Origin of the sequence: Sphingomonas sp. PvP055, from assembly GCF_040546365.1 — a bacterium.
Classification (GTDB): domain Bacteria; phylum Pseudomonadota; class Alphaproteobacteria; order Sphingomonadales; family Sphingomonadaceae; genus Sphingomonas; species Sphingomonas echinoides_A.
In genome coordinates this window covers 2,710,374-2,727,638 of the sequence record NZ_JBEPNS010000001.1, presented here as the reverse complement: position 1 = coordinate 2,727,638, position 17,265 = coordinate 2,710,374, and the positions used below count along the sequence as shown (strand labels likewise).

Sequence of the window (17,265 nt, the reverse complement as noted above, 5' to 3'; positions counted from 1 at the left end):
TTCAAAGATGTGACGCTGACCGGGAGAAGCCGAGGGGTGTAACCGGTGGATAAAGTGTTTCCACTTCCAGACCGATAGCCTAAGGGGCCGCATCCCCGGGGGGCCGCTGTTGCGCGGCTGAGAGGTGGGCTGCAGCCCATGACCCGCTGAACCTGATCCGGCTTATCCCGGCGTAGGGAGGGCTGGCGGAGTGTCCGTTGTCCCCCCGTGTGGAGTGGACTTGGAACGATGCCGGGCATGATTTCGTACGATGGTTTGAGGGTTCGACGCGGCGCGCTGGTCCTGGCGGCGGGGCTTCTGACGATGCCTGCGGCCGCCTGGGCGCAACAAGCGAGCGAGGACACGGCGGACATTCGCGTGACGGGGCACCGCGACCCTGAAGGACTGTTGCCCAACCAGACCGCGCCCAAGGCGGTGAGCGAAATCTCCGCCGACTTCATCGTGAAGCAGGCGCCGACGCTCAATGCGTTTCAGCTCGTCACGCTGTTGCCCGGCGCAAACGTGGCCTCCAGCGACCCCTATGGGCTGTCGACCAGTTCGAGCCTGACCCTGCGTGGGCTGGGGCAGGATGAGATCGGCGTTCTGCTCGAGGGCGCGCCCCAGAACGACATCGGCTATTATTACGCCTATCCGTCGCAATTCGCCGATCCGGGGAACTTGCGGACGATTAGTCTGGCGCAGGGATCGGTGGACATCGATTCCCCGACGGTCGGCGGGGCGGCCGGGCTGCTGTCGCTGACGCTAGACGACCCCAAGGCGACGCGGCAAGCGGTCGTCGATCTCTCGCTCGGCTCGTATAACGCGCGACGCGTCTTTGCGCGGGTCGATACGGGGACGATCGGTACGACTGGTCTAAAGGCGTTCGTTTCCTATTCGAACACGCGGGCCGACAATTGGCGCGGTGCCGGGTTCGACACTCGCCAGCATGTCGATGCCAAGCTGTTGCGCGAGTGGGGCAATGGTAATCGCGCAAGTCTGGCCATTTCGTACAATGACGCGAATTCGTCCAGCTATCCCAGCCCGACGCTGGCCGACTGGCAGGCGGTCGGTCGCGGGTTCAATTACGACGAGCGCTACACGGCGGGGAACACCAATTACTGGCGGCTGTACCGGGCACCGTTCCGGAGCCTCTACGCGGCGGCCCCGGTGCATGTGAGACTAAACGATCGCCTGACGCTCGACAGCACGAGCTATCTCCAGTTCGGCTACGGCAATTCGCCTTATGGCACCGAACTTGCCACGACCGGCAACTTCCTCGGCAACGAAGAGCTGGCGCAGCCGATCGCGCTGCCGGGGGCGGTGGATGGGGTTGCGACGGTGCTCGGCAATTACACGGGCGACCAGATGCGCACCGGCAATGTCAGCAAGCTGACGCTGCAGGCGGGTCTCCACCGGATCACCGTGGGCCTGTGGTTCGATTACGGAACGGACCGAGTGACGCAGACCTACACCTCGATCGATGCCGAGGGGAACCCGACCGATCGCTGGGGATACCGCGACCGGGCGATCCGCACCGCCGATGGCCGCCTGCTCGCTTATGAGAACCAGCGCACCGTTACCGTGACGAAGGGCTTTTTCCTCGCCGACAGTATCGCGCTCACGCCGCGTCTCACGCTCGATGCCGGGTTCAAGGGCGTCAACCTGCTGCGAAGCGGCCGCAACTACTTGCCCGGGCCGCAGACGAACGTGCGTCGCGACAGCTTTGCCGCGCTGCCGCGGGCGGCGATCCATTATGCCGTCAGCGATCGTCAGCAGATCTTCGCCAACGTCACGACCAATTTCCGGACGCCGAACGAATTCACGCTTTACGACAGCTATGCCGGCGGTGTGCTCTCCACGCGCGGTACGGACTCGCTGAAGAACGAATATTCGGTGTCGCAGGAAGTGGGCTATCGCTACATCGGCCCCAATCTCTCCGCATCGGCGACCGCGTTTCACTATAAATTTCGCAACCGGCAATTGGCGACCGTCATCGTTTCGGGCGGCGCGCAGGTCAATTCCACGCTCAACGCCGGGGGACAGTCGTCCTACGGGATCGATGCGGAAATCGATTACCGCCCTGCGAAGGGCGTCAGCGTCTATTTGTCCGGCGAATATCTCCACGCCCGAATCGACGACGACCTGCCGGCCGGCGGGGACTTTCTGCCGACGCGGGGGAAGCACGCGGTTTCCAGCCCGACCGTACAGTTCGGCGCGGGCGGCACGTTTGACGACGGTCGTCTCTTCGGCAGCGTCGCGGGCAAATATCTCGGGCGCCAATATGCGACCTTCATGAACGACGAAAGCATCAAGGGGTATGCGACACTCGACCTGTCGATCGGCGTCCATCTTGCCGACTGGATCGACGGGAAGCGCACCGATCTGCGGATCAACGCGATCAACGTGACTGATCCGCATATCCTGTCGGGCGTGCAGGCGGTCAGCACCAATGCGCACGAGGTCATGGGGCGCGGGGGCGTTATCATCGCAGGGTCGGCCCCGGCCTATTACATCGGGAGCGGCGCCGCCGTGATGGCGACCGTGTCGCGCGGGTTCTGATCTTGGGCGACGGTCTGGAAGCCGCCCTCGCGCATCAGGTGCACGGCATGGGGACTGCGCTGGAAAGCCCGACCTGGCCTGCAATCCTGCGCGACGAAGCGGAGGCGGTGGTGTCGCGGTTCTCGGCGGCGGGGCGGGTGGAGCGATTGACGTGGCACTCGCCGCGCCCGTTTTCCGCCGCGGCTCTGGTCGAGACGACAGGCGGCGCGTTTCTCCTGAAACGACATGATGGCCGGGTGCGGTCGGTCGCGGGTTTGGCGCAGGAGCATGCGTTCATCGCGCATCTCGCCGCCGCAGGATGCGCGGTGCCTGACGTGATGCGCACCGCTGACGGCGCCAGCGCCGTCACCGAGGTCCTGGGGACCTATGAGCTGCACCGCCAGTCGGCGGGGACCGACCTGTATCGCGATCGCCCTTCCTGGACACCGTTCCTGTCGCACGCGCATGCGCACGCGGCGGGGGTCGCGCTGGCGCGTGTGCATCAGGCGGCACAAGGTTTCGATGCGCCGTCCCGGAGCGTCCAGCCGCTGGTTGCGAGCTTTACCATCCTGCCCGCCGAGGACGCGCTGGCCGCCGCCGAAGCCTATGTCGCGGCGCGCCCGGCGCTGGGTGCGTTTCTGGCGGGCAAGGCGTGGCGGGGCCAGTTGCAGTCACTCTTCGCGGCGGCCGGCGAGGGGCTTGCGCAGCGCCTTGGGGACCAGCGGGCGGTGTGGACGCACAATGACTGGCATCCGTCCAACCTGCTTTGGGCCGGGGACGGAACGGTTGAAACCGTGTTCGATTTCGGTCTCGCCGACCGGACGTGCGCGGTGCACGACCTTGCCACCGCAATCGAGCGGACCGCGATCGCGTGGTTGCACCTGGGCGCGGGGGATGTCGTCGCAGATGCCGACGCGGCACTGTCCTTGCTGGCAGGCTATGCGACGATCCGTCCCCTGAGCGCACGCGAGATCGAGACGGTCGTGCGGTTGCTTCCGTTGGTCCATGTCGAGTTCGCGCTTTCGGAGGTCGCGTATTTCGCGGGCGTGCTTGGCGACGGTTCAGCAGCCACGCAGGCCTGGGATGCGTATCTCATCGGTCATGCCGAATGGTTCCTGTCCCGGCCCGGGCAGATGTTCCTGGAGCGTATCCGCATTGGTGGGCGCGGCTGATGTCGACGCTGGAAATTGCTGCCGTCGTGGTCAGCATCCTGGCGATCTGGTTGACGGCGCGCCGCAATCTGCTGTGCTGGCCGCTCAATCTCGTTGCCTGCGCGCTGTACTTCAAGCTCTTCCTCGACGTGCGGCTCTACGCCGACATGGTGCTGCAGGCGGTGTTCGGCGTCGGCATCCTGTATGGCTGGATGGTCTGGCGGCGCGGATCCCGCGAGACGGGGGAGGTCGTCGTCATGCGCTTGATGCCGCGGCAGGCGCTCGTCGGTCTTGGAGCGGGCGCGATCGGTGCGGTCGCGATCGGGTGGTTCACCAGCCATCATACCGATGCGGCTTTGCCGTGGGTTGATGCGACGCTCAGTAGCTTCAGCATGATCGCGCAATATTGGACGGCGCGGCGGCATCGCGAAAGCTGGCTGCTCTGGATTGTCGTCGATGTCGCCTATGTCGCGATGTTCGTGGTCAAGGACTTGATCCTGACGGCTGGACTCTATGCGGTGATGATTGGCCTTGCCCTTGCTGGCTACCGCGCATGGCGCAAGCATACCGACGGAAATACGCGCCAAACGATGTAGAAGCCTGCTTGTTGCAATTTATTCGCATTAGCCCTAATCCGCCCTTGCTCCGTAGCGCTATAGTGCGACCGGATGCTCAGGGGGATCGTCGATGCTTGCAGGTTACCATCGGTTAATGGGTCAGCGCCCCGCGTATGTAGGTCTGAGCGCGATCCTGTTGGCCACCTGCAGCGCGCTTCCGATGGCGGCTTCTGCTCAAGAGGCGCGATCCGAAGGAAGTTCCGGTAGTCCGGATAGCGACATCGTCGTCACCGCGCGCAAGGCAAGCGCCAGCATCCTGGGCAGCGCCGTACCGATCACGGTCTATCCGCAGTCCGTTCGGGTATTTGATCAACGCCAGCTCGAGGCGCTCAACACCACACGGCTCGACGACGTGCTCGATCTGGCCGGGGGCGTGTCGCGCCAGAATGACTTCGGTGGTCTGTGGGACAAATACGCGATCCGGGGTTTCGCCGGAGACGAGAACGCCGGGCCGGATATTCTGATCAACCGGTTCAGCAGCAATCTCGGTTTCAACGCGCCAGTCGACACCGCGACGGTCGAGCGGATCGAGGTGCTCAAGGGCGCCAGCGCCGCCTTGTCGGGGCGGGGAGAGCCCGGCGGCGCGATCAACATCGTCACCAAGGCGCCGCTTGCGCACCCGCATGCCGCGGCGACCGCTAGTTATGGGAGCTGGAACAGCGTGCGGGTGACGGGCGACGTCGGGGGCCCGATCGGCAAGGGTTTGTCCGTCCGGCTCATCGGCGTTGGGGAAGAGCATGATAGCTTCCGCAAGAACGTGGAAGGATCGCGTCGCCTGATTGCGCCGTCGGTCTCCTGGCAGGCAACCGAGGCGCTGCGCCTGCTTTACCAGGCGGAGTATATGCACAATGAATCCACGTTGGACCGGGGGATCGTCGGTATCGCTGGCAACGCCCGCGCGATGGACCGCAGGACGTTCCTCGGCGAACCGTCGGACGGACAGATCTCGCAAAAGATCCTGTGGCAACAGGCCAGTCTATTCGCCGACCTGGGAAGCGGCATCGGTCTCGAACTCGGCGGAAGCCAGCGCGACGGATCGCTGCGCGGGCTCGGCACCATGGTCGACTTCGGTGGCCGCGGGCTCCAGGCGAACGGACGTACCGCCGGGCGCGACCGCCGCTACCACGACTTCTCCTGGAACGACCTTACGCTGCGCGCGGAACTGACCGGGTCGGTGCATGTCCTGGGGCTGGAGCACGATCTGCGGCTGGGCGTCGACCGGGTGCGCCACTTCATGGACTTCCGTCTCGATCGCGCGCGCGGCACGCCCACCCGCCCGATCCTGCTCATCGACCTTTTTCAGCCGGTGTACGGTCAGGCGTTGCCCGTCCCGCCGCCGGGGCTCAGCCGAACCGAGTCGCTGCGCAGCGAAAGCGTCTATGCGCAGGATATCGTACGGTCGGGACCGTTCACGTTGCTGCTGGGCGCGCGGTGGAACAGCTTCCGCCAGAACGTGACCAATCGCCTTACGGGCACCGCCAACCTCGACACGACGAACCGGGGCGTGACGCCGCGTGCAGCGCTGTCGTGGCAGGTCGGCAATGGCCTGTCGCTTTACACCAGCTGGGGGGAGTCGCTGCGGCTCAATCCGTCCGACGGTCTGTCCACCTTCGATGCGGAACGGAGCAACTCGACCGAAGTGGGGGCCAAGTTCACCGCACTGAGCGGCAGGCTGACGGGTCAGGCCGCGTTGTTCGATCTGGAGAAACGCAACGTCCTCAACCCGAACGCGACCGATCCGTTCGTGAAAACGCAGATCGGTCGACAGCGTTCGCGCGGGGCCGAGGCGGAAGCGACGCTGAACCTGATCGATAATCTCTACGTGACGGCGACGTACACCTACCTCGACGCGAAGGTTCGCAAGGACGCGAACCCAGCGCTGATCGGTACGCCTTTGTCCAACGTGCCGAAGAACGCGTGGGCGCTGTTCGCGGTCAAGGACATCGGCAGGGCCTCGGTCGGCGGCGGGGTGACGCACGTTGGAAACCGTGCCGGCGATCCGTTTGCGAGCGGGTATCGCCTGCCTGCCTATACGATCGCGCGCGCGAACCTGAGCTACGCCGTGTCGGACCATCTAAAGCTGCGCTTCGACATCGATAACATCTTTGATACGTATTACATCTCAAGCTCTTATGCGAATGTGTGGACGACGCCGGGGGCGCCCCGCAACGTGCGCTTCACGATCGCGTCCCAGCTATGACGGTTGGCGATCAATCGAGATCGCGCCGCGCTAACCCGACAGGTCAGCCGTTGTAGTAATAGGGCGAACGCTTCGCCCAGATCGACTTTGGGTACCGGCTATGGAGCAGAGCGAACGCGCGTTTGCCGAGATGATTGTGGTTCCCGCCCCAGCGTCCGACACGGATCAGGCGGTACAAGGTCTCTGCCGCGCGGGGATCGTTAGGGTGCGCGCGGACGTAGGCTAGTGCCTCGTCCCACATCGACGTAGCGCCGCTGGCGGCATAATCTTCGCCGTCGCTCATCGGGAAACGCTGGCGTTCCGCGAGCGCGGCCGGGACCAGCGGCACGGCGAAGGGCGGCGTGTGGAACGGGAAGCGTCCTTGGCCGCATTTGCCTGCGCAGGGGAGGTCGGACGGATCGGCGTCCTCTGACGCGTTGCCGCCGTCCCTATAACGTTCGGGCATGTACCCGCTGGCGGGAGGGAACGCAGCGGCCGCTGCCTGATGCCCAACTGGAGGAGTCATCCAGTTTGTCCAATAGCCCGAGAAAGCGGGTTCGGTGCCTTCGGGGCGCGTATAATCGGCAAGGTCGGTGCGCAGGCTCGGGATCTTCGCCATTACGAAGATTTCGGCGAAGCGCTTGTTCGGGCCTGGTGCGGTGGCAACGATCCGCGCCCAGTCCGCCCGCACTTGCGGCAACAGCTTGATCAGGGCGCGGGCCGTCTCGTCGATCGCGGCGGTGTTCCGGAGCGCGACGGCGCGCGCATAATTGGTCAGCGCGAGATCGAGCCGGAAGTCTCGCGGCAGATCGGGATCGCGGCCGAGCGCAAGCCGTGATGCCAGTGGCAACCGATCGATGATGACCCGCGCATCGCCCCCGAGACCGACGAACGCCTGCCCGCGCCGGCCCAACAGTCCGTCGCCGGCGGGCCAGTCGCCGTCGATGCAGCCGGTGGCCGATCCGGCGCAATAGGGTTGCCGAAGTGCGTGAACCGCAAAATCCGCGAGTGTCGGCGCAAGCTGCGTACGAATGGCGAGGAAGATGTTGCGATCGGAGGGGGTAAGGTCGGTTCGCGCCAGCACCGGATCAACCTGTGCTCGCATGACGTCATCCGGCACGCGCCCGATGGTCAGGCGCATCGCGTGATAGTGCAGACTGAGCCAGGCGGGATCGCGAGGATCGGTCCGCGCGGCATCGGCGACGAGCGCTTTGGAAGCCCCATCCTGCGGGGTCACGAGACTGAGTGCTGCAACCAGCCACGCCGTTCGGTGCGTCGCCTGCCACTGCTCTTGCGCATGTGCCACACCCGCCGACCGGTCTCTGGTCTGCACCGTCGCGATCCAGTCCGCCGCCTCCGGCTTCACGGGCGACGTTTCCGACAAGGCCCAATAGTCCTTGAACTTGACCGCGATGTCGGGCGCGGGGGCGACGGTGCCGAGGTCGCGGTCGAGCCGCGCCAGCAACGCCGCCGGGCGTTCGTGATATTCGAGGATTTGCGCGATCCGGTCGATTTCACTCTTGCCGTAGGTCCCGGCGGGGGCCTGCTGCAACCGTGCGAGCGCGGCGTGTGCGCGCGCAAAGCCGGCGGCGTCGGATCCGGTAATGGCGGCGCGCAGCACGGTGCGAACCTGAAGGTACACGGCAAGTGGCTGCCATGATGACTGGTGATCGCGCTCGATCGCGGCGAAGCTCCGCTCGGCCTCCGCCAGGCGGCCATCGTACAGCGCCAGCGCGGCGGCTTGATACGCGTGGTCTGCGCGCAGCCAGGCGGGGGCGGCGGCGTCGAGCGGTGGCAGCACCACCCCCGTTTTGCTGCAGCCGTCGAACACCGCGTCCTGCGCCGCGAGCCACGCGCGGACCCAAGGTGACCCTGCGCCATTGTGCGCCACGCGGTCCTTGAGCGTCACGACGGCGGTGTCGAAAGCGTCGCCGAAACAGGTCGGAATGCTCGTGTAATTGGGCCCCTGGCGCTCGGTCGCGACGTAATAGACGTCGGGTGAGGCACCGGGCACCGTTCGCCGTGCGGCAAGCCAGGCATAGCTATTGTCCTGTCGCTCGCCGCAACACGGCGTCGCGAGGGCGTCGGTCGCCTCCGCGCCGCTTGCGAGACCGTTGAGCAGCCGCCAGTCCAAGTAGAGGACGGGGGCGGGCGCGCCGCCCTTGACGATGCCGACCCGGCCCGCCGCCAGCGCCACGCGATCGATCGGCTGAAGCGCGTTCGCGGTGACATAGTCGGGCAGGGGCGGCGGCCCGCCGGAACCGGAGGCGCGGACCGCCAGTAGCGCCACCGCCGCGACGCTTGCTGCCGCCAACACGCGCCGCCGCGTCATCGCCATTCCTCCACCTGATGCTGCACCGAATCGAAATCCGCTTTCGTCCAGCTCCGTGGATCGAACAGGTAGATCCTACGACCGGCGGGCGCATCGGCAATGGGGGTATCGACGGAAACGGCGAGCGCACGGCGACAAACGGGATCACGCCAATCGCCGTCCTGCGCGATCGTCGCGCGGATCGACGGACCGCCGCGACCCATGCGGAACAGCATCGGCACGACCTCGTCGACCGGCAGCGTATGCAGCCAGTCCTCCTGGCACCAAGAGGCGAGCGCGGTGATAGACAGGGAAACGTCCCGCGGCAGGCCCTGACGGACATCGCGGACGACATCGGTCAGTATCCCGCGCTGGGATCGGCGCACCTCGAAGTCGATCTGTACCCGGTGCGTCGGAATGGTGCGCGCGAAGTGCAGCACCGCAGCGGCGACGCGCTGGCCGAGCAGCGGAGTCCAGCGCACGGGCGTGCGCTCGTCGATCTGGACGTGGACTACTGCGGTCGTCGGTGGCGTCTTGACCAGCAACGGAAACCGGCGCCCCCGCGCGACGAAGCCGTCACCGGCGATCTCTACGAAGCCGGTCTGCACTGCGACCTCGACGTCGTCGGGCAGGAATCGCAGGTCCTCGGGCCGCTCCCACGCCCAGACGACGAGCGTGGCGGGCGTGGGCGCGCGCTTTCCCTCGCAGCCGGACAGCAGGAGCGCGGCAAGCAGGAACAGGGGGCTGATCGTCGTCACTTGCCTAGAAACGATACCGCAATTCCGCGCTTCCGCCGGGCGGCAGGATCGGCGTCCAGGTGACGATGCCGTCGGTACGGTCGACGTTTTCGGCCTGCGGTTCGACCTTCTGCCCCGCCGCGCCGATTGGCACGTCGAGCGTCACCGCAAAGGGATTGGCGTTCGCGACCGTGAGAACCGCTTCGTTTGGCCCGATCCGCTTCTGCGAAACGAGGACCTGACGGCTGACGCCTGCCGCAATCCGCACCCGCTCCCCCACGGTACGGTCGGTCATCGCGCCCAACCCGAGGAGGAACCTTCCGGACTCGCGGCGGGCGTAGAGCGCTGTCCCGCCGGCGGGGAGCGCGACGCCTAGGCCGTTCGCCTTGTCGTTGGTCACGACCAGCACGACCGCGGTCGGTGCCGCATCGAAGGGCTGGCCGGGATAGACCTCGCGCCGGTACCGCCGCTCGAACGGCACCGCAGGCTGCGCCAGCAACGCGACCTGTTTCTGCCCGTTCGCCACCACGGTGGTCGGCTGCGGGACGCGGTACAGCTTCAGGTCGCCTAGATCCTCAGGCGGCGGGGGCGGCGGCGGGGCGGGAGCGGGGGGTGGGGGTGGGGCCATCATCATCACAGGCGTCACCATTCGACCGGCCGTGACGGTGATCTCCTCCGCTGCTTCGAACGCAGTCGTTCGTAAATCGGACGTCGTCGTGCCAAGCGGATAACAGACCAGCCTGAGGTCGGCAGCGGCGACGGGAATCCGCGCCACTTCCTCCCGATTGAGTCTTCCGGCCACCGCCTGAACCGTGGCGTCCGGGAAGCGTTCGGGGTTGCCGTTGGCGAGCGTTAGCCAAGCGAAAAGATCGAGCGTTTTCCCGTTCGGGGCAAGCGTGCCGACATAGCTGGCGCGCCAGTCGAGCCCCGACGCGAGATAGGTCAGCCGCACCGTCACCGTGCGCGATGTCGGCGTATCCGTCGTGACACTCAGCACCGGCATGTTCGATAGCCCGGCGGGGGCGCCCGCGAACGTGACCCGCTCCGAAAGCCCCGAACAGCGCAGCGTTTCGATGCCGCGCGCCGTTCGCAGGATGACGCCCGGGGTGGGCCCGGCGACGATCGTCGCATCCTCACTCGTCTGGCGTCCGCTGGCCCGGTCGGTCCGTGTCAGCGTCACTCCCCGCCCGAGCGTGCCGTCGATCAGCGCGGCGGGCGACAATAGTTTGGCATCGCGGTTTTTCTCTATCGTGCCGCCGGGCAAGCCATCGACGATCGCGCTGACCGGGACGATCCCCTCGGCGACGCCTTCGAACCGCAGGACCGCCCGTCCGCGCGGCAACCGGATTTTCCGGGTCTCGGTGATCATCGCGAACCCCTGAAGGTAGCGCAGGTCGATCGCGCCACGACCATAAGGCGCACGGTAGACCGTCAGGGATATCCGGTCCGGCTTGGGCGAGACGACGACCGCTGTCTGCGCGCCAGCCGGTCGCGCCACGCCAAGCGCCAGCACGACCGCCAGGAGCAACCGTTGGATCATCAGTAGCGCGTGTCGAACGTCGCGGTGACAATGGTGCTGCCATTGGCTGGGATGGCGACTTGCCATGCCAGCGTGCCGGCATCGCGCCGTTCGCCTTTTGCGCTGTCCGCCACGACTCGTACGTCGGCCCAGTCAAGCCCGGCCTGAAGCAACTCGACCGTCACCGGCTTTGCGCGCGCATTGGTCAATGTGTAGCGCATCGCGGTGCGCCAGCGATTGCCGTTGACGCGGGTACGCGAGACAGTGGTCGGCTTGACCTTGACGTCGAACGCGTCACCGGTCGGGAGCGCAATCGTCGAGCCTTGAGGGGTATGCTCGATCCGGTTCTCACCGGTGAACTGCGGCTGGCCGCGCGCATCGCGCACGTACACCCGTACCACCCCCGCCGGTAAGGCATCCCCAAGCCCCGCCGCGCCCGAATTGGCAAAGCGAAGAACCGACTGCGCGCTGCGCGGTTCATCCGAACTGCCGAGCCAGCCGTTCTCGAACCGATAGCCAGAGCTTGCTGCCACGCCCTTGGCATCGAGGAAGCTGACCTGTTTGGTCTGCTTGTCGGCAATGGTCGTGCGTTCGGCCAGCGGGTAGAGATAGAAGTCGCCGATCTGTTCGCGACTGGCGCTTTCGGTGCCGGGCGTGAAGGTCGCCTGGCGGCGGGATCTCATGATCGACGTACCGTTCATCTCGTCGGAGCCGCCGACCTCGCCCGCAACGAGCAGTGTCTTCGCGGCGGTGAACGTCGTGCCACTTGTGTTGCGCAGCGTGATCCAGCCCTGGACGTCGACCTTGCCGCTCTTGTCGTCGAACAGCGCGACGTAATCCGCGTTCCAGCCAAGCCCCCGGCTGAGATAGGACAGCGTCGCGGGGCGAGTGCCGGCCCGGTTGCTTGCGAGCGTTACCGTCAGCGTCGGTCGCGCGAGCAAGGCATCCGGAACGCGGTCGAAGATCGCGCGGACGGGAAGACCGTCGTCGCGCAGCACTTCGATATGTCCGTTGACCTCGATTACGACGCCGCCGTTCACCGCCAGCACCTTTGCGCGGTCGCGCGTTTCGGCACCCGTCGCGGGGTTGGTGCGCACGAGCGTGATCGTTTCGCCGACTGCTTTCTCCATCAGGCTGGACGGGGTCAGCAGGTCGTAATCGAAGTTCTGTTCGACGATCGTGGCATCGGGCACCGTGAGCGAAACGGTCTCCGGACGGATCGCCGCGCTGACGTCGGGGAAGCTTTGCCGAACCGGGCCCTTGGCGAGCGAAAGCGTCCGGACATCCTGCACCAGCGCGATGTCGTTAGTGTAGATTGTTACTGAAAGGTCGCCTTGCGCACTGGCAGCGTTCGTCCCCGCGACTTGCTGCGCGGGAAGCGCCGCGGGTATGATTGCTGCCACCGCGTAAGCCGCAGTCCACACGCCTGTTCTCATCGCTCCCCCCTTTATGTGGCATCGAGCAGACAGAAAATCCCGGTGTGATGCAACTGTCTTGTGACAGCCGGTGCCGATCCTTGTCGCGAAGAGACGCGGATAATGCTGAGTCGATAAAACGGCCGCCGGTACCCCTGCAGTACCGGCGGCCAGGAACTTACATCTTCATCGTCAGGCTGAACTGAAGCACGCGACCGGTATTCATGTAGCCGCCGTTGCGATCGTTCGAGATGTAGCGCTCGGATTTTCCGACCGTCGCCCAGTAAGTGTGCTGGTCGAGCAGGTTCCGTGCGGCGACACCGACTTCGAGCGTGTCGGTTGCCGCAAACGCGATGCCGAAGTTCAGTTCGCCGACCGGCTGGACGTAAATGTCCGGCTGGCTGTCCTGAACCGTCGCGAGGAAACGACCGGTGTAGTTATAGGAGAGATTGGTCCGGAACCGTCCATCGGCATAGAAGACCTCGGCATTGTAGATCAGGTCTGGCGCCTGTGGCAGGCTCGTGCGCCGGATGTCGGTAGCGGAAATCTGATAGTTCGCTTCGGTCTGCTGGAACGTGATGTTGCCGCCGACCCCGAAATTGCCGAGGAATTTCGAGGTGGTCATATCGCCGATCGTGAAGCGACCCGAAGCCTCGATCCCCTTGGCAGTGCCGCTGCGACCGTTGGCAGGCTGGATCGTAACGATGTTACCAACGGCTTGGCTGATCGAGCGCGTGCCGGTCGGCACGAGGATGTTCTTCAGGTCCTTGTAATACAAGGCGACTTGGAGATACCGCCCAACGCCGGCGTAATATTCGACCCCGGCATCATAACTCCATGCCTCGACTGGCTTAAGGTCGGGGTTCGGCCGCGTGACGGTGATGACACCGTTCGAATCTGCGTCGCTGCGCCGGGTCGGCCCGGCGATCTGGTCGAACCCCGGTCGTGCGTAGCTCGAGCGCACCGCACCGCGCACGACGAACCGGTCGTCGGGCTTCCACGCCGCCAGCAGGCTTGGATCGAGATGGTAGTACTTGCGCCCGGCATTCACGAAGCTGCCGCCGACGCCGTTGGCATTGGTCGAGAAATACTGCGCGTCGAAGCTGTTGTCCTCATACCGGAGCCCAGGCACCACTTCGAGCGTCCCAAGCTTCAGCGTCGCCGTGCCGTAGACCGCCTTGCGCTTTTCGTTCGCCTTCAGCAGCCCCTGGTTGATCACCTGCGGCGACACGGCCGCCTGGTTCACAAATTGACTGACCTGTGAGTCGAGTTGGCCGCGGTCGAGCACCTTGATTCCGCGCGCGGGGTAATAATCGAGAAAGTCCTTCAGGACGTAGCCGAAATACTGATTGATCGACGGTCCTTGTACCGTGCCCGCCTGCAAGGGCGTGCGGAACCGATAGCGCGTGGAGTCGGGCGACAGTGAGCGCCCGTCGCGATCGGAATTCTCGTACAGCCCACCGATCTCAACGCTTGCGAGAAGTCCTGTGCCAGCCCAGCCGAGGCTGCCCTTTACGGTTTTCTTGACCTCCGACAGATAATCATAGCCCTGCTGGACGTAGAGCTGCGTCGGTAGGTCAAGCGAGCCGACATAAGCACTCGCGCCCGGCGACAGGATAGGGCGGGGCGAGCGTGGGTCCGATAAGTCGACGTTCACGCCCTGGGTTGCCGCTCCGGTGTTGCCCGGCGCGCCGTTGTACGCGATCCCACGGAACGCCGCCTCGATCCGCTGCGGCTGATCGAACCGTCCATCGGCGTAGGCACCCTCCAACGCCGCGGTGAAGCGGTTCCAATGTGCCTTTCCGCCGACCTGGGCGGAGAACAGTTCCTGCTCGACATCCTCGGTACGGAAATAGCTGGCGGGGTTGATCCCTAGCGGCGTGAAGACCCCGGCGGCGTTATAGGCTTGCGTCGTGCCACCCCCGGTCAGGGCACGGACCGGATTTGAATTCGTCTGCCCGGAGGTCAGTTCGTTGCGCAGGCCCGTCTGGTTCATCGTGTTGGTGTTGAGGTAGGTCGCGTAATTGACGTGCGCGAACAGCTCGACCGGATCGCTGTGGAAATCGAACGAGCCAGTGGCACCATAGCGCTTGATCTCGTTGTTGTAGAAGTTCCACTGGATGCCGTCCGCGGACAAGGCATTGCCGTTGGCGCGTGCAGTGCCGACGTTAAAGTTGGTTGTCCTGTAATCGTTCTGGACTGCGGTCGATTCAGCGGCGTTGGCGCGTTCCTCGTAATAGCCCGCTACATACACGCCGAATTGGTGATCGTTGCCGAACCGGCGGGCGGCGTCGATGCCGACGGCGCCGCCGAAACCCTTCTGCTTGCGGTCGAGCGCAAGCTGCGCACCCTGCGCCAGCACGCGCGCGCGAATGAAATTGGTCGAGAAGTCGAAGGCGGTTGGGGTGCGCAAGTCGACGATACCCGCGATCGAGTCCGAGTCCTTGCTGGCGCCCGGCGTCTTGTCGACCGCGATCGCGCCGACTGCGAAGGGCGAGAACAGGTTGAGCGAAATCGCGCGCGAGCTGCCGGCGACCTGCGGCAGGCGCAGGCCATCGAGCGTGTAGGCGTTGTAGCCGGTGTCGAAGCCGCGGATCGAAACATATTGCGCTTCGCCGGTCGCGCTCTGGTTGCGACCTTGGTCGCGACTGACCGAGATCCCGGGGAGCGTCTTGGCGAGATCGGCGATCCCGGTCTGCGAGTGGATCGCGACGTCGCCGGTGGTAACGATGTCGATCACGCCGACCGCCTTGCGCTCTTCTGCAAGTGCACTTTGTTGGCGACGGCCGTTGACGACGATGTCGCCCGTCAGCGCCTCGCTGGCGGTTTCCGGTGCCGGCTCCGCCGGAACGACGCTGGCTGGCTGCGTCTGGGCGAATGCGGCGGTGACCGGTACGCACAGGCCTGCGATTACCAGGGCACTCCAAGCGGTCTGGGTCGACAAAGCAAGCGCGTGCGAACGCTGCCGGCGCACCGGCATCGTGGATTTCGTGATCATGGTTTCCCCCCTGGGATGGTGGTCATGGGCTGAACTGCCCGTTCGAGCTGGCCGATAGGACCGTTTCGATACCGTTTTGTGACAGGCCAAGGAATTTCGGTTCGTCAGGTCACAATTTAACAAAATTGTTTTTATATTGCGACGAGGTGATGGATCGGCGCGGTGGAGAAGGGTCGCAAGCGGGAACGGCGACTATGACGGGGGAGGGCGGCATGCGCCCTCGCGTCGTCGGATCCGTCATTGTCACGCAACGTTCGATCGGTATGACATCCGTCCCACGTTTCAGTGGTCGCGTGTCACACCGCCTTGAGGTTTCCCGCTATGCCCATGATGATCTTGCGTCTTTTCGCGGTGTTCGCCGTCCTGCTCGCGGAACCCGGCACGGCACGTACGCCCATTGCGACCGATCTTCGCGTGATGACCTTCAACGTCCGGTATCCAAACCCTGACGATGGACCGAACGTCTGGCCGCGACGCCGCGCAGTGTTCATGCAGACAATCACCGCGGCGGATCCGGACGTGATCGGCACACAGGAACTGTTCGCGTCGCAGGGTGCCGACATCGCTCACGCGCTTCCCGGCTACACGTGGTTCGGGCGAGACCGCCGGGGCGGGCATGCCGACGAACATATGGGGATCTTCTATCGGCGTGATCGCCTGACGCTGATCCACCACGGCGACTTCTGGCTGTCGGAGACACCGTCGGTCGTCGGCAGCATGTCGTGGGGGACGACGTTGCCGCGAATGGTCAATTGGGGCGTGTTCGAAACCCGTGGCAAGGGCAAGCGCCGGTTCGTGCTGTTCGACACGCATTTCGCGCATCGAGACGAGGATGACGGCGCGCGCGAACGGTCCGCAACGCTCCTGATAGAAAAGCTGCGGTCGATTGCGGGCGACCTTCCGGTCGTGCTGACCGGAGACATGAACGCGACGCCCGACAGCAAAGCCTACCACATTCTGGCCGGGCAACTGACCGATGCCTGGGCGACGGCGCCGACACGGCGCGGCCCGGAGCGCACGTTCCATGACTTCACCGGCATCGCAGACCGCCGGATCGACTACATTTTCACGCGCGGTTTCACGTCGCTGCAATCCGAGGTGCGGACCGATCACGTCGGGGCGACCTTTGGATCGGACCATTTCCCGGTGGTCGCGGTGCTCCGGTTTGGAGGGGCGAACGTCCACTGACGCGGCAGGTCCGTGTTGCGCGTGCGAGCGGGATCGAACGGAATGGTGCCGTTCGCGTCCTGAGGTCTTGTCCCGAAGCTTAATGATACTATGTATCATTCGACAAGAACGGTGACTGTGGCACAATGCGACGTATGCGGGCTTACGGAATGGATTGGCTGGATCGCGCGGCGATGGCAGGATCGGCGCTGTGCATGGTACATTGCCTCGCGCTTCCGATCCTGTTGGCGGCGGTCCCGGCGATATCAGCGATCGTAGCCATCCCCGAGAGCTTTCACCGCTGGGTGCTGCTCTTTGCCGCGCCCGCCGCCGCAATCGCGTTGGTGAGTGGCTATGCACGCCACGCTGCGCCCTTGCCTCTGGGTGTCGGTGCGATCGGAATTGGATTGATGGCGTTAGGGGCGTTTGGAGTCCCGGAAGGTCCTGTCGAAATTGGCATGACTATCATGGGGGGGATGCTGGTCGCGTTCGCACACGTCGCCAACCTGCGATTGCGCCATCGCTGCGCGGTCTGACGGAATTTCATCGGTCAATATTGGTTTTGAGCAACGATGCAAAGAACATCAGGTCAGCATTCGCCGACCCGCGCCATATCGAATATGGTGACTTTTACGGAGGCGTCGTTCCCGCAAA

The 17,265-nt window shown here is 64.9% G+C and carries 11 protein-coding genes and 1 riboswitch; of the genes, 6 read left to right on the top strand and 5 right to left on the bottom strand.

The window, feature by feature from the left end:
* The first annotated feature begins 86 nt into the window (after positions 1-86).
* A riboswitch (TPP riboswitch) is annotated at positions 87-196 on the top strand.
* Between the two features lie 32 nt (positions 197-228).
* The 4 genes from ABIC16_RS12850 to ABIC16_RS12835 all read left to right on the top strand — a co-directional run bounded on the left by ABIC16_RS12850 (position 229) and on the right by ABIC16_RS12835 (position 6,485).
* A complete protein-coding gene (locus ABIC16_RS12850) occupies positions 229-2,538 on the top strand; it encodes a TonB-dependent receptor (protein WP_502958312.1) in 2,310 nt (769 codons plus the stop codon).
* Between the two features lie 47 nt (positions 2,539-2,585).
* Positions 2,586-3,689, top strand: a complete 1,104-nt coding sequence (locus ABIC16_RS12845; RefSeq protein WP_502958348.1) for a phosphotransferase enzyme family protein — start codon at positions 2,586-2,588, stop codon at positions 3,687-3,689.
* The gene (gene pnuC, locus ABIC16_RS12840; protein WP_277968331.1) at positions 3,689-4,264 is read left to right on the top strand and encodes a nicotinamide riboside transporter PnuC; all 576 of its coding nucleotides are present in this window, start codon (positions 3,689-3,691) and stop codon (positions 4,262-4,264) included. Before ABIC16_RS12845 ends, pnuC begins: the two co-directional genes overlap by 1 nt.
* 181 nt (positions 4,265-4,445) lie before the next feature.
* Complete coding sequence (locus tag ABIC16_RS12835) at positions 4,446-6,485, top strand: TonB-dependent receptor (RefSeq protein ID WP_354291402.1); 2,040 nt, start codon at positions 4,446-4,448, stop codon at positions 6,483-6,485.
* A gap of 43 nt (positions 6,486-6,528) precedes the next feature.
* Here ABIC16_RS12835 and ABIC16_RS12830 read toward each other — a convergent pair whose 3' ends face one another.
* From ABIC16_RS12830 to ABIC16_RS12810, 5 genes are all read right to left on the bottom strand, one after another.
* On the bottom strand, positions 6,529-8,796 hold the full coding sequence (locus ABIC16_RS12830; RefSeq protein ID WP_354291401.1) for a hypothetical protein: 2,268 nt from the start codon (positions 8,794-8,796) through the stop codon (positions 6,529-6,531).
* Positions 8,793-9,533: a hypothetical protein gene (locus ABIC16_RS12825; RefSeq protein ID WP_354291400.1), complete on the bottom strand. Its 741-nt coding sequence runs from the start codon at positions 9,531-9,533 to the stop codon at positions 8,793-8,795. Before ABIC16_RS12825 ends, ABIC16_RS12830 begins: the two co-directional genes overlap by 4 nt.
* 4 nt (positions 9,534-9,537) lie before the next feature.
* Positions 9,538-11,052 carry a DUF4139 domain-containing protein gene (locus ABIC16_RS12820; RefSeq protein WP_354291399.1) on the bottom strand — a complete coding sequence of 505 codons (1,515 nt, stop codon included), beginning with the start codon at positions 11,050-11,052 and terminating at the stop codon, positions 9,538-9,540.
* Entirely contained in the window at positions 11,052-12,467 is a 1,416-nt protein-coding gene (locus ABIC16_RS12815; protein WP_502958311.1) for a DUF4139 domain-containing protein, read from the bottom strand. Before ABIC16_RS12815 ends, ABIC16_RS12820 begins: the two co-directional genes overlap by 1 nt.
* A gap of 157 nt (positions 12,468-12,624) precedes the next feature.
* Positions 12,625-15,444: a TonB-dependent receptor gene (locus ABIC16_RS12810; protein WP_354291397.1), complete on the bottom strand. Its 2,820-nt coding sequence runs from the start codon at positions 15,442-15,444 to the stop codon at positions 12,625-12,627.
* 321 nt (positions 15,445-15,765) lie between these two features.
* Between ABIC16_RS12810 and ABIC16_RS12805 the strand changes: the two genes are divergently transcribed.
* Both ABIC16_RS12805 and ABIC16_RS12800 read left to right on the top strand, forming a co-directional pair.
* A complete protein-coding gene (locus ABIC16_RS12805; protein ID WP_354291396.1) occupies positions 15,766-16,632 on the top strand; it encodes an endonuclease/exonuclease/phosphatase family protein in 867 nt (288 codons plus the stop codon).
* A 149-nt stretch (positions 16,633-16,781) separates the two neighbouring features.
* Positions 16,782-17,147: a MerC domain-containing protein gene (locus ABIC16_RS12800; RefSeq protein WP_354291395.1), complete on the top strand. Its 366-nt coding sequence runs from the start codon at positions 16,782-16,784 to the stop codon at positions 17,145-17,147.
* Positions 17,148-17,265 lie beyond the last annotated feature (118 nt).

Excerpts from the sequence above, each read along its gene's own strand:
- ABIC16_RS12850 (WP_502958312.1), top strand. The coding sequence starts at position 229 with ATGCCGGGCATGATTTCGTACGATGGTTTGAGGGTTCGACGCGGCGCG.
- ABIC16_RS12845 (WP_502958348.1), top strand. The coding sequence starts at position 2,586 with ATGGGGACTGCGCTGGAAAGCCCGACCTGGCCTGCAATCCTGCGCGAC.
- pnuC (WP_277968331.1), top strand. The coding sequence starts at position 3,689 with ATGTCGACGCTGGAAATTGCTGCCGTCGTGGTCAGCATCCTGGCGATC.
- ABIC16_RS12835 (WP_354291402.1), top strand. The coding sequence starts at position 4,446 with ATGGCGGCTTCTGCTCAAGAGGCGCGATCCGAAGGAAGTTCCGGTAGT.
- ABIC16_RS12830 (WP_354291401.1), bottom strand. The coding sequence starts at position 8,796 with ATGACGCGGCGGCGCGTGTTGGCGGCAGCAAGCGTCGCGGCGGTGGCG.
- ABIC16_RS12820 (WP_354291399.1), bottom strand. The coding sequence starts at position 11,052 with ATGATCCAACGGTTGCTCCTGGCGGTCGTGCTGGCGCTTGGCGTGGCG.
- ABIC16_RS12815 (WP_502958311.1), bottom strand. The coding sequence starts at position 12,467 with ATGAGAACAGGCGTGTGGACTGCGGCTTACGCGGTGGCAGCAATCATA.
- ABIC16_RS12810 (WP_354291397.1), bottom strand. The coding sequence starts at position 15,444 with ATGATCACGAAATCCACGATGCCGGTGCGCCGGCAGCGTTCGCACGCG.
- ABIC16_RS12805 (WP_354291396.1), top strand. The coding sequence starts at position 15,766 with ATGCCCATGATGATCTTGCGTCTTTTCGCGGTGTTCGCCGTCCTGCTC.
- ABIC16_RS12800 (WP_354291395.1), top strand. The coding sequence starts at position 16,782 with ATGGATTGGCTGGATCGCGCGGCGATGGCAGGATCGGCGCTGTGCATG.